The sequence below is a fragment of the Pseudomonas batumici genome (genome assembly GCF_000820515.1).
GTDB classification, from domain to species: domain Bacteria; phylum Pseudomonadota; class Gammaproteobacteria; order Pseudomonadales; family Pseudomonadaceae; genus Aquipseudomonas; species Aquipseudomonas batumici.
On the sequence record NZ_JXDG01000045.1, the window covers coordinates 144024 to 156520 of the forward strand.

At 63.9% G+C, this 12497-nt stretch carries 10 protein-coding genes; 9 read left to right on the top strand and 1 reads right to left on the bottom strand.

Annotated features, from left to right (window positions below; all coding sequences use genetic code 11):
* Positions 1-69: 69 nt before the first annotated feature.
* From nuoG to trhP, 9 genes are all read left to right on the top strand, one after another.
* Positions 70-2784 carry an NADH-quinone oxidoreductase subunit NuoG gene (gene nuoG, locus UCMB321_RS17915; protein WP_040069328.1) on the top strand — a complete coding sequence of 905 codons (2715 nt, stop codon included), beginning with the start codon at positions 70-72 and terminating at the stop codon, positions 2782-2784.
* A complete protein-coding gene (nuoH, locus tag UCMB321_RS17920; protein ID WP_040069330.1) occupies positions 2781-3788 on the top strand; it encodes an NADH-quinone oxidoreductase subunit NuoH in 1008 nt (335 codons plus the stop codon). Before nuoG ends, nuoH begins: the two co-directional genes overlap by 4 nt.
* Before the next feature lie 11 nt (positions 3789-3799).
* A complete protein-coding gene (nuoI, locus tag UCMB321_RS17925; RefSeq protein WP_040069332.1) occupies positions 3800-4348 on the top strand; it encodes an NADH-quinone oxidoreductase subunit NuoI in 549 nt (182 codons plus the stop codon).
* Between the two features lie 9 nt (positions 4349-4357).
* Positions 4358-4858: an NADH-quinone oxidoreductase subunit J gene (gene nuoJ / locus UCMB321_RS17930; protein ID WP_040069334.1), complete on the top strand. Its 501-nt coding sequence runs from the start codon at positions 4358-4360 to the stop codon at positions 4856-4858.
* A gap of 3 nt (positions 4859-4861) precedes the next feature.
* On the top strand, positions 4862-5170 hold the full coding sequence (gene nuoK, locus UCMB321_RS17935; protein WP_040069337.1) for an NADH-quinone oxidoreductase subunit NuoK: 309 nt from the start codon (positions 4862-4864) through the stop codon (positions 5168-5170).
* Entirely contained in the window at positions 5167-7020 is a 1854-nt protein-coding gene (gene nuoL / locus UCMB321_RS17940) for an NADH-quinone oxidoreductase subunit L (RefSeq protein ID WP_040069339.1), read from the top strand. The genes nuoK and nuoL overlap by 4 nt, the downstream gene beginning before the upstream one ends.
* 40 nt (positions 7021-7060) lie before the next feature.
* A complete protein-coding gene (nuoM, locus tag UCMB321_RS17945; RefSeq protein ID WP_040069340.1) occupies positions 7061-8593 on the top strand; it encodes an NADH-quinone oxidoreductase subunit M in 1533 nt (510 codons plus the stop codon).
* Between the two features lie 7 nt (positions 8594-8600).
* The gene (gene nuoN, locus UCMB321_RS17950; protein WP_040069342.1) at positions 8601-10064 is read left to right on the top strand and encodes an NADH-quinone oxidoreductase subunit NuoN; all 1464 of its coding nucleotides are present in this window, start codon (positions 8601-8603) and stop codon (positions 10062-10064) included.
* A gap of 133 nt (positions 10065-10197) precedes the next feature.
* Entirely contained in the window at positions 10198-11529 is a 1332-nt protein-coding gene (trhP, locus tag UCMB321_RS17955) for a prephenate-dependent tRNA uridine(34) hydroxylase TrhP (protein WP_040069344.1), read from the top strand.
* 118 nt (positions 11530-11647) lie between these two features.
* Here the strand turns inward: trhP and UCMB321_RS17960 are convergent.
* Positions 11648-12497 (bottom strand): methyl-accepting chemotaxis protein (locus tag UCMB321_RS17960; protein ID WP_040069347.1); only part of this gene is annotated, 850 nt, incomplete at its 5' end.

A 12497-nucleotide genomic window follows, 5' to 3' on the forward strand; every position in this document is an offset into this window, starting at 1 on the left:
TGCGCCAGGCGAGGACCAGGATTCCATTAGCCACGCCCGCAGACGCGGGCCAACGAAGAACTTTGAACCATGGCCACTATCCACGTAGACGGCAAAGCGCTCGAAGTCGATGGGGCAGACAACCTGTTACAGGCTTGTCTGTCGCTAGGCCTCGACATCCCTTATTTCTGCTGGCACCCCGCGCTCGGTAGCGTCGGTGCCTGTCGCCAGTGCGCGGTCAAGCAGTACAACGACGAGAACGACACCCGTGGTCGCATCGTCATGTCCTGCATGACCCCGGCCTCCGACGGCACCTGGATCTCCATCGATGACGAGGAGTCCAAGGCGTTCCGCGCCAGCGTCGTCGAATGGCTGATGACCAACCACCCGCACGACTGCCCGGTCTGCGAGGAAGGCGGTCACTGCCACCTGCAAGACATGACCGTGATGACCGGCCACAACGAGCGCCGTTATCGCTTCACCAAGCGGACCCACCAGAACCAGGAGCTCGGCCCGTTCATCGCCCACGAGATGAACCGCTGCATCGCCTGCTATCGCTGCGTGCGCTTCTATAAGGACTACGCCGGCGGTACTGACCTCGGCGTGTTCGGTGCCCACGACAACGTGTACTTCGGTCGCGTCGAAGACGGCACCCTGGAAAGCGAATTCTCCGGCAACCTCACCGAGGTCTGCCCGACCGGTGTGTTCACCGACAAGACCCACTCCGAGCGCTACAACCGCAAGTGGGACATGCAGTTCTCGCCGAGCATCTGCCATGGCTGCTCCAGCGGTTGCAACATCAGCCCGGGCGAGCGCTACGGCGAACTGCGCCGGATCGAAAACCGCTACAACGGTTCGGTGAACCAGTACTTCCTCTGCGACCGTGGCCGTTTCGGCTATGGCTACGTCAACCGCGAGGACCGTCCACGTCAGCCGCTGCTGGCCAATGGCGCCAAGTTGAGCCTGGACGAAGCGCTGGATAAAGCCGCCGAGCTGCTGCGCGGTCGCAACATCGTTGGTATCGGTTCGCCCCGCGCCAGCCTGGAAAGCAACCACGCGCTGCGCGAGCTGGTCGGTGCCGAGCACTTCTACTCGGGTATCGAAGCGGCTGAGCTGGAGCGTATCCGCCTGGTCCTGCAAGTCCTCAAGGACAGCCCGCTGCCGGTGCCGAACATGCGCGAGGTCGAGGACCACGACGCCGTGTTCGTCCTCGGTGAAGACCTGACCCAGACCGCCGCCCGCATGGCCCTGGCCCTGCGCCAGTCGGTCAAGGGCAAGGCCGAGGACATGGCCGACGCCATGCGCGTCCAGCCTTGGCTCGACGCCGCGGTAAAAAACATCGGCCAGCACGCGCTGAACCCGCTGTTCATCGCCAGCCTCGCTGAAACCAAGCTCGACGACATCGCCGAAGAGTGCGTGCACGCCGCGCCCGACGACCTGGCCCGCCTCGGTTTCGCCGTGGCTCATGCCCTCGACGCCAGCGCACCGGCCGTCGAAGGCCTGGACGCCGAAGCCCTGGAACTGGCCCAGCGTATCGCCAATGCCCTGCTCGCGGCCAAGCGCCCACTGATCATCGCCGGTACCTCCCTGGGTTCCAAGGCGCTGATCGAAGCGGCGGCCAACATTGCCAAGGCCTTGAAGCTGCGCGAGAAGAACGGCTCCATCAGCCTGATCGTGCCGGAAGCCAACAGCCTCGGCCTGGCCATGTTCGGCGGCGAGTCGGTGGACGCTGCCCTGCAAGCGGTGATCGACGGCAAGGCCGACGCCATCGTCGTGCTGGAAAACGATCTGTACACCCGCACCGACAAAGCCAAGGTCGACGCCGCACTGAACGCCGCGAAAGTGCTGATCGTCGCCGACCACCAGAAAACCGCCACCAGCGACCGCGCCCAGCTGGTTCTGCCGGCTGCCAGCTTCGCTGAAGGCGACGGCACCCTGGTCAGCCAGGAAGGCCGCGCCCAGCGCTTCTTCCAGGTCTTCGATCCGAAGTACCTCGATGCCAGCATCCTGGTTCACGAAGGCTGGCGCTGGCTGCATGCCCTGCGCGCGACCCTGCTGAACCAGCCGATCGACTGGACCCAGCTGGACCACGTCACCGCGGCCTGCGCTTCCAGCACTCCGCAACTGGCCCGCATCGTCGACGCCGCACCGTCCGCCGCGTTCCGCATCAAGGGCATGAAACTGGCCCGCGAACCGCTGCGTTACTCCGGCCGTACCGCCATGCGCGCCAACATCAGCGTGCACGAACCGCGTACCTCCCAGGACGTCGACACCGCGTTCGCCTTCTCCATGGAAGGTTACTCGGGCTCCGCCGAACCGCGTCAGCAGGTGCCATTCGCCTGGTCGCCGGGCTGGAACTCGCCGCAAGCCTGGAACAAGTTCCAGGACGAAGTCGGTGGCCATATCCGTGCCGGCGACCCGGGCACCCGCCTGATCGAAAGCCAGGGCGACTCGCTGAACTGGTTCGCCAGTGTGCCGCGCGCCTTCAACCCGGCCCAGGGCACCTGGCAAGCCGTGCCGTTCTTCCACCTGTTCGGCAGCGAAGAGAACTCTTCCAGGGCCGCGCCGGTACAAGAGCGCATCCCGGCAGCCTACGTGTCGCTGGCCAAGTCCGAAGCCGATCGCCTGGGCGTCAACGACGGTGCCCTGCTCAGCTTGAACGTAGCCGGTACCACCCTGCGTCTGCCGCTGCGAATCAACGACGAGCTGGGCGCTGGCCTGGTGGCCTTGCCGGCCGGCCTGGCGGGCATTCCCCCGGCGTTTTTCGGTAAATCCGTTGACGGCCTGCAGGAGGCAGCTCAATGACCTGGTTCACCCCTGAAGTGATCGACGTGATCCTCTCGGTCGTCAAGGCCATCGTGGTGCTGCTGGCCGTCGTGGTCTGCGGCGCCTTGCTGAGCTTCGTCGAACGTCGCCTGCTGGGCTGGTGGCAGGACCGCTACGGTCCGAACCGCGTCGGCCCGTTCGGCATGTTCCAGATCGCCGCCGACATGCTGAAGATGTTCTTCAAGGAAGACTGGACGCCACCGTTCGCCGACAAGGTGATCTTCACCCTGGCACCGGTGGTGGCCATGAGCGCCCTGCTGATCGCCTTCTCGATCATCCCGATCACCCCGACCTGGGGTGTCGCGGACCTGAACATCGGCCTGCTGTTCTTCTTCGCCATGGCCGGTCTGTCGGTGTACGCGGTGCTGTTCGCCGGTTGGTCGAGCGCCAACAAGTACGCCCTGCTGGGCAGCTTGCGCGCCTCGGCGCAGACCGTGTCCTATGAAGTGTTCATGGGCCTGTCGCTGATGGGCATCGTGGTCCAGGTCGGCTCGTTCAACATGCGCGACATCGTCGACTACCAGGCCCAGCACCTGTGGTTCGTGATTCCGCAGATCTTCGGCTTCCTGACCTTCTTCATCGCCGGCGTGGCCGTGACTCACCGTCACCCCTTCGACCAGCCGGAAGCGGAACAGGAACTGGCCGACGGTTACCACATTGAATATGCCGGCATGAAATGGGGCATGTTCTTCGTCGGCGAGTACATCGGCATCATCCTGATCTCGGCCTTGCTGGTCACCCTGTTCTTCGGTGGCTGGCACGGTCCGTTCGGCATCCTGCCGCAACTGTCGTTCATCTGGTTCGCCCTGAAGACCGCGTTCTTCATCATGATGTTCATCCTGCTGCGCGCCTCCATCCCGCGCCCACGGTATGACCAGGTGATGGACTTCAGCTGGAAATTCTGCCTGCCGCTGACCCTGATCAACATGCTGGTGACCGCTGCGATTGTGTTGTTGAACACGCCTGCGGGCGCGGTTCAGTGAGGATTTGACCCATGTTCAAATATATTGGCGACATCGTTAAGGGTACCGGTACCCAGCTGCGAAGCCTGGTGATGATTTTCGGCCACGGCTTCCGCAAGCGCGACACCCTGCAATACCCGGAAGAGGCGGTGTACCTGCCGCCACGTTATCGCGGTCGCATCGTGCTGACCCGCGACCCCGACGGCGAAGAGCGCTGTGTAGCCTGCAACCTGTGCGCCGTGGCGTGCCCGGTGGGCTGCATCTCGCTGCAGAAAGCCGAGACCGACGACGGTCGTTGGTACCCGGAGTTCTTCCGCATCAACTTCTCGCGTTGCATTTTCTGCGGCCTCTGCGAGGAAGCCTGCCCGACCACCGCGATCCAGCTGACACCGGATTTCGAGATGGGCGAGTTCAAACGTCAGGACCTGGTGTACGAGAAAGAAGATCTGCTGATCTCCGGCCCCGGCAAGAACCCTGATTACAACTTCTATCGTGTTGCAGGTATGGCGGTTGCCGGGAAGCCGAAAGGCTCTGCCCAGAACGAAGCCGAGCCGATCAACGTGAAGAGCTTGCTGCCTTAAGGAAGAACGATGGAATTCGCTTTCTATTTCGCATCGGGTGTCGCTGTTCTGGCCACGCTGCGCGTGATCACCAACACCAACCCTGTGCACGCCCTGCTCTACCTGATTATCTCGCTGCTCTCCGTGGCGATGACGTTCTTCAGCCTCGGTGCACCCTTTGCCGGCGCCCTGGAAGTGATCGCCTACGCCGGTGCCATCATGGTGCTGTTCGTGTTCGTGGTGATGATGCTGAACCTGGGTCCGACCTCGGTGCTGCAAGAGCGCGACTGGCTCAAGCCCGGGATCTGGATCGGGCCGGTGATCCTCTCCGCCCTGCTGCTGGCCGAACTGCTGTACGTGCTGTTCAGCCACGGCAACGGCGGCGCGATCGGTCAAACCACCGTGGGCCCCAAGACCGTGGGCATCAGCCTGTTCGGTCCGTACCTGCTGGTGGTCGAACTTGCCTCGATGCTGCTGCTCGCCGCAGCCATCACGGCATTCCACTTGGGCCGCAACGAGGCGAAGGAGTAACTCATGCCTGCTATCCCTTTGGAACATGGCCTGGCTGTCGCCGGCATCCTGTTCTGCCTCGGCCTGATCGGCCTGATGGTCCGCCGCAACATCCTCTTCGTGCTGATGAGCCTGGAAGTGATGATGAACGCCGCCGCACTGGCCTTCATCGTCGCGGGCGCACGCTGGGCGCAACCGGATGGACAGGTCATGTTCATCCTGGTGATCAGCCTGGCAGCCGCCGAGGCCAGTATCGGCCTGGCGATCCTGCTGCAGCTGTATCGCCGCTTCCACACGCTCGATATCGACGCTGCCAGTGAGATGCGCGGATGAACATGATCTTTCTGACTTTCGTATTCCCCCTGATCGGTTTCCTGCTGCTGGCGTTCTCCCGTGGACGCCTCTCGGAAAACGGCTCGGCCCTGATCGGGGTCGGCTCCGTCGGCCTGTCGGCCATCGTCGCCGCCTACCTGATCTGGCAATTCAACGTCGCACCGCCCGAGGGCGGCCACTACACCCTGGTGCTGTGGCAGTGGATGTCGGTGGAGGGCTTCGCCCCCAACTTCGCCCTGTACGTCGACGGCCTGTCGATCACCATGCTCGGCGTGGTGGTCGGCGTGGGTTTCCTGATCCACCTGTTCGCCTCCTGGTACATGCGCGGTGAAGACGGTTACTCGCGCTTCTTCGCCTACACCAACCTGTTTATCGCCAGCATGCTGTTCCTGGTACTGGCCGATAACCTGTTGTTCGTGTACTTCGGCTGGGAAGGCGTGGGCCTGTGCTCCTACCTGTTGATCGGTTTCTACTACGGCAACCGCAACAACGGTAACGCCGCCCTCAAGGCCTTTATCGTCACCCGCGTCGGCGACGTGTTCATGGCCATCGGCCTGTTCATCCTGTTCACGCAGCTGGGCACGCTGAATATCCAGGAACTGCTGGTCAAGGCGCCCGAGCACTTCAAGGTCGGCGACTTCTGGATCGTCCTGGCGACCCTGATGCTGCTGGGCGGCGCGGTCGGTAAGTCCGCGCAGCTGCCGCTGCAGACCTGGCTGGCGGACGCCATGGCCGGTCCTACCCCGGTTTCGGCACTGATCCACGCCGCGACCATGGTGACCGCCGGTGTCTACCTGATCGCCCGTACCCACGGCCTGTTCGCCCTGGCGCCGGAGATCCTGCACCTGGTCGGCATCGTCGGTGGCGTGACCCTGGTCCTGGCCGGCTTCGCCGCCCTGGTCCAGACCGACATCAAGCGGATCCTCGCCTACTCGACCATGAGCCAGATCGGCTACATGTTCCTGGCCCTGGGCGTCGGTGCCTGGGAAGGCGCGATCTTCCACCTGATGACCCACGCCTTCTTCAAGGCCCTGCTGTTCCTTGCCTCCGGTGCGGTGATCGTGGCCTGCCACCACGAGCAGAACATCTTCAAGATGGGCGGCCTGTGGAAGAAACTGCCATTGGCCTACGCCAGCTTCATCGTCGGTGGCGCCGCCCTGGCCGCCCTGCCGATCGTGACCGCCGGTTTCTACTCCAAGGACGAAATCCTCTGGGAAGCCTTCGCCAGCGGTAACCAGAATCTGCTCTATGCAGGTCTGGTGGGCGCGTTCATGACCTCGCTGTACACCTTCCGCCTGATCTTCATCACCTTCCACGGTGAAGCCAAGACCGAAGCCCACGCCGGCCACGGGATTACCCATTGGCTGCCGCTGAGCGTGCTGATCGTGCTGTCGACCTTCATCGGTGCCTGGATTCATCCGCCACTGGCGGGCGTCCTGCCGGAAAGCGCCGGTCATGCCGGCGGCGAAGCCAAGCACAGCCTGGAAATCGCCTCGGGTGCCATCGCCCTGGCCGGTATCCTGCTGGCGGCCGTGCTGTTCCTCGGCAAGCGTCGCTTCGCCACCGCGGTCGCCAACAGCGGCATCGGTCGTGTCCTGTCGGCCTGGTGGTTCGCCGCCTGGGGCTTCGACTGGATCTACGACAAGCTGTTCGTCAAGCCGTACCTGGCGATCATCCATATGCTGCGCAAAGACCCGCTCGACCAGACCATCGGCCTGATCCCGCGTATGGCCAAAGGCGGCAACACCGCCCTGAGCCGCACCCAGACCGGTCAACTGCGTTGGTATGCCGCGTCGCTCGCCGCCGGTGCAGTCGTGGTGCTGGGCGCCATCGTGCTGGTAGCGGTCTGACTATGAACCTTGCGACATTGCGAAAGGAATTGAGCCCGTCATGATTCTGCCTTGGCTAATCCTGATCCCCTTTATCGGCGGCCTGCTGTGCTGGCTGGGTGAGCGCTTCGGCGCCACCCTCCCCCGCTGGATTGCGCTGCTGACCATGTCCCTCGAACTCGCCCTCGGCCTCTGGCTGTGGGCCCACGGGGAATTCCACCTGGCACCGGCTCCCGGCGCCGATCCGACCTGGGCGATCGAGTTCAAGCAGGTCTGGATCCAGCGCTTCGGCATCAACGTGCACCTGGCCCTCGACGGCCTGTCGCTGCTGATGGTCCTGCTGACCGGCCTGCTGGGCGTCCTCTCGGTGCTCTGCTCGTGGAAAGAGATCCAGCGTCGGGTGGGCTTCTTCCACCTGAACCTGATGTGGATCCTGGGCGGTGTCGTCGGCGTGTTCCTGGCCCTCGACCTGTTCATGTTCTTCTTCTTCTGGGAAATGATGCTGGTGCCGATGTACTTCCTCATCGCGCTCTGGGGTCACAGTTCTTCGGACGGCAAGAAAACCCGGATCTACGCGGCGACCAAGTTCTTCATCTTCACCCAGGCTTCCGGCCTGATCATGTTGGTGGCGATCCTCGGTCTGGTCCTGGTCCACTTCAACAGCACCGGCGTGATCAGCTTCAACTACGCCGACCTGTTGAAAACCAAGATGTCGCTGAGCACCGAGTACATCCTGATGGCCGGCTTCTTCATCGCCTTCGCGGTGAAACTGCCGGTGGTGCCGTTCCACTCCTGGCTGCCGGATGCCCACGCCCAGGCGCCGACCGCCGGTTCCGTGGACCTGGCCGGTATCTTGCTGAAAACCGCGGCCTACGGTCTGCTGCGTTTCGCCCTGCCGCTGTTCCCGAATGCTTCGGCGGCGTTCGCGCCGTTTGCCATGACCCTGGGTCTGATCGGGATTTTCTACGGCGCGTTCCTGGCCTTCGCACAAACCGACATCAAGCGCCTGATCGCCTTCTCCAGCGTTTCGCACATGGGCTTCGTGCTGATCGGGATCTACTCCGGCAGCCAGCAGGCCCTGCAAGGCGCGGTGATCCAGATGCTGGCCCACGGCCTGTCGGCGGCGGCACTCTTTATCCTCAGCGGCCAGCTCTACGAGCGTACCCATACCCGCGACATGCGTGAGATGGGTGGCCTGTGGTCGAAGATCGCCTACCTGCCGGCCATCAGCCTGTTCTTCGCCACCGCGTCGCTGGGCCTGCCGGGCACCGGTAACTTCGTCGGCGAGTTCCTGATCCTGATCGGTACCTTCGCCGCGGCACCGTGGGTCATCGCGATTGCCACGTCGGGCCTGGTGTTCGGTTCGGTCTACTCGCTGATCATGATTCACCGTGCCTACTTCGGCCCGTCCAAATCCGATGCCGTGCTGCATGGCATGGATGGTCGCGAACTGATCATGGTGCTGGGACTGGCGGTGCTGCTGATTTACCTCGGCGTCTACCCGCAACCGTTCCTCGATACCTCCGCCGCCACCATGCATGGCGTGCAGCAGTGGTTCGGCACCGCCTTCACTCAACTCGCTTCGGCCCGGTAAGAGCGCTATGGACCTGACGACTCAACACTTTATTGCGCTTGCTCCGCTGCTGATCACCAGCCTCACCGCTGTCGTGGTGATGCTGGCGATCGCCTGGCGCCGCAACCATTCACAGACCTTCCTACTCTCGGTGGCCGGTCTCAACCTGGCCCTGCTGTCGATTCTGCCGGCGCTGAAAGTCTCGCCACTGGCGGTGACGGCGCTGATCCAGATCGACGACTTCTCCTGCCTGTACATGGCGTTGATCCTGGTCGCCACCCTGGCGTGCGTCACCCTCGCCCATGCCTACCTGGGCGATGGCGGCGACGGCTACCCGGGCAACCGTGAAGAACTCTACCTGCTGATCCTGACCGCCGCCGCCGGCGGCATGGTCCTGGTCAGCGCGCAGCACCTGGCCAGCCTGTTCATCGGCCTGGAGCTGCTCTCGGTACCGGTCTACGGCCTGGTGGCCTACGCCTTCTTCAACAAGCGTTCGCTGGAAGCCGGCATCAAGTACATGGTGCTGTCGGCCGCCGGTTCCGCCTTCCTGTTGTTCGGCATGGCCCTGCTCTACGCCGAAGCCGGCACCCTGAGCTTCAGCGGTATCGGCCAGGCCCTTGCGGCCACCGGCCTGCCAAGCCCGATTGCCCAGCTGGGCCTGGGCATGATGCTGGTGGGCCTGGCGTTCAAGCTGTCGCTGGTGCCGTTCCACCTCTGGACCCCGGACGTGTACGAAGGCGCCCCGGCGCCGGTGGCGGCTTTCCTGGCCACCGCCAGCAAGGTCGCGGTCTTCGCCGTGATGATCCGCCTGTTCCAGCTCTCGCCGGTGGCCAGCAGTGGCGTACTGAGCAATGTGCTGGCAGTGATCGCCATCGCCTCGATCCTGATGGGCAACCTGCTGGCGCTGACCCAGAACAACCTCAAGCGTCTGCTGGGTTACTCGTCCATCGCCCACTTCGGCTACCTGCTGATCGCCCTGGTGGCGAGCAAGGGCCTGGCCATGGAAGCCATGGGCGTGTACCTGGTCACCTACGTGATCACCAGCCTCGGCGCCTTCGGTGTGATCACCCTGATGTCCTCGCCTTACAAGGGCCGTGACGCGGACGCCTTGTACGAGTACCGCGGCCTGTTCTGGCGCCGTCCGTACCTGACCGCCGTACTGACCGTGATGATGCTGTCCCTGGCCGGTATCCCGCTGACCGCCGGCTTCATCGGCAAGTTCTACATCATCGCGACCGGTGTCGAGTCGCAACACTGGTGGCTGATCGGTTCGCTGGTACTGGGCAGTGCCATCGGCGTGTTCTACTACCTGCGTGTGATGGTCACCCTGTACCTGGTCGAACCGAACCTGCGTCGTGTCGATGCCCAGCTGCACTGGGAACAGCGTGCTGGCGGCGTGATGCTGCTGGCGATCGCGGTACTGGCCTTCTTCCTCGGCCTGTACCCGCAACCGCTGCTGGAACTGGTGCAACACGCGGTACTGGCAAGCTAAGCAGCCGCCCGTTGTACCCGACACCCCGCCCGAGGCAACTCCGGCGGGGTGTTTTGTTTCTGGCATAGACCCAGGTCAATATCGCGCAAGATCGGATGCCTTAGCCTCGCGACCTTTTGCGAACGATCCGACCATGCCCCTCCCCTCCCCCGAACTGCTGGCGCCCGCCGGCACCCTGAAAAACATGCGCTACGCCTTCGCCTACGGCGCCGATGCGGTCTACGCCGGCCAGCCGCGCTACAGCCTGCGGGTGCGCAACAACGAGTTCGACCACGTCAACCTGGCCCTCGGCATTCGCGAAGCCCAGGCCCAGGGCAAGCGCTTCTACGTGGTGGTGAACATCGCCCCGCACAATGCCAAGCTCAAGACCTTTCTCAAGGACCTGGCACCGGTGATCGCCATGGCCCCGGACGCGCTGATCATGTCCGACCCCGGCTTGATCATGCTGGTGCGCGAGCATTTCCCGCAGATGCCGATTCACCTGTCGGTGCAGGCCAATACGGTGAACTGGGCCAGCGTGCGGTTCTGGCAGCAACTGGGCTTGAGCCGGATCATCCTCTCCCGGGAGCTGTCCCTGGAGGAGATCGGCGAAATCCGCGAGCAGGTGCCGGACATGGAGCTGGAGGTGTTCGTCCACGGCGCGCTGTGCATGGCCTACTCCGGGCGCTGCCTGCTCTCCGGCTACTTGAACCGCCGCGACGCCAACCAGGGCAGTTGCACCAATGCCTGCCGCTGGCAGTACAAGGCACAGCCGGCGGCGGAAAACCTGTTGGGCGAGATTGTCCAGGCGTTCGACCCCGTCGAGCCGACCCTGGGCCTGGGCGCGCCGACCGACCAGGTGTTCCTGCTCCAGGAGTCCCAGCGACCGGACGAGTCGATGCCGGCCTTCGAAGACGAGCACGGCACCTACATCATGAACGCCAAGGACCTGCGCGCCGTGCAGCATGTCGAGCGTCTGACCCGCATGGGCGTGCATTCGCTGAAGATCGAAGGCCGGACCAAATCGCATTTCTACTGTGCGCGAACGACCCAGGTCTATCGCCGGGCCATTGACGATGCAGTGGCCGGGCGAGCGTTCGACCGCAACCTGATGCATGACCTCGAATCATTGGCCCAGCGCGGTTACACCGAAGGTTTCCTGCGTCGACATGTGCATGACGAGTATCAGAACTATCAGCACGGCAGTTCGGTCTCGGAACGCCAGCAGTTTGTCGGCGAACTGACCGGCGAACGTCGCGAGGGACTGGCGCAGGTCAAGGTGAAGAACCGCTTCGGGGTTGGCGATCATCTGGAGCTGATGACCCCGGGGGGTAATCTGCATTTTGATCTGGATGAGCTGCGCAATGAGCGCGGCGAGCGGATCGAGGTGGCGCCCGGGGATGGGCACACGGTGTACCTGCCGGTTCCGGATGAGCTGGAGTTGCGGTTTGGGTTGTTGATGCGGGATCTGGTGGAGGCCTCATAGGCATCGGGCGCCTGGGCGGGCGCTATCGCCAGCAAGCCGGCTCCCACAATGTCCGCGTCGTACCTGGGTCTTGTGTACGACCGAAAAACCTGTGGGAGCCGGCTTGCCGGCGATGCTTTTAGATCCGGAACTGTCCCACCTGCTTGCCCAGGCGCTGCCCCAGTTCCGCCAGGCTGCGGGAGGTCTGGGCACCCCGTTGGGTTTCGTCGGCCACGCTGTCCACTGCCGTGGCGATCTGGTGCACGCTGCGGTTGATCTCTTCGGCCACCGCGGTCTGCTCCTCGGCGGCGCTGGCGATCTGCGCGTTCATCGTGTTGATGGTGCCGATCAGCTGCGCCATGGTATCCAGCGACGCACCGGCCTCGTTGGCCCGGTCCGAGGTGCCGTCGCCAGCCTCGCTGGAACGGCGCATGGCCTCAACCGCCACCTGCGTGCCCTGTTGCAGACGGTCGATCATGCCCTGGATTTCCTGGGTACTCTGCTGGGTCCGGCTGGCCAGCGCCCGTACTTCATCGGCCACCACCGCGAAACCACGCCCGGCCTCACCCGCCCGCGCCGCCTCGATGGCGGCGTTGAGCGCCAGCAGGTTGGTCTGCTCGGCGATGGAACGAATCACCCCCAGCACGCTGACGATCGAAGTCACGTCCTGCTGCAGGCTGTCCAGGGAGGTGCCGCTGTGGCGAATGTCCTGCACCAGCGCATGGATCTGCTGGATGCTGCCATCGACCACCCGCTTGGCGGTCTGGCCTTCGGCATCGGTCTGCTGCGCGGCAACCGCGGCACCTTGGGCGCTACGGGCCACTTCCTGGGCCGCCGAGGACATCTGGTTGATCGCCGTGGCCACCTGGTCGGTCTCGTGGCGCTGGCGCTCCATCGCCTGTTCCGAACGCTGGGCCTGATCACTGACCTGGGAAACCAGCGCGGTCAGTTGCGCGGTCATTTCAGTGATCTGCCGCACCAGGCCATGG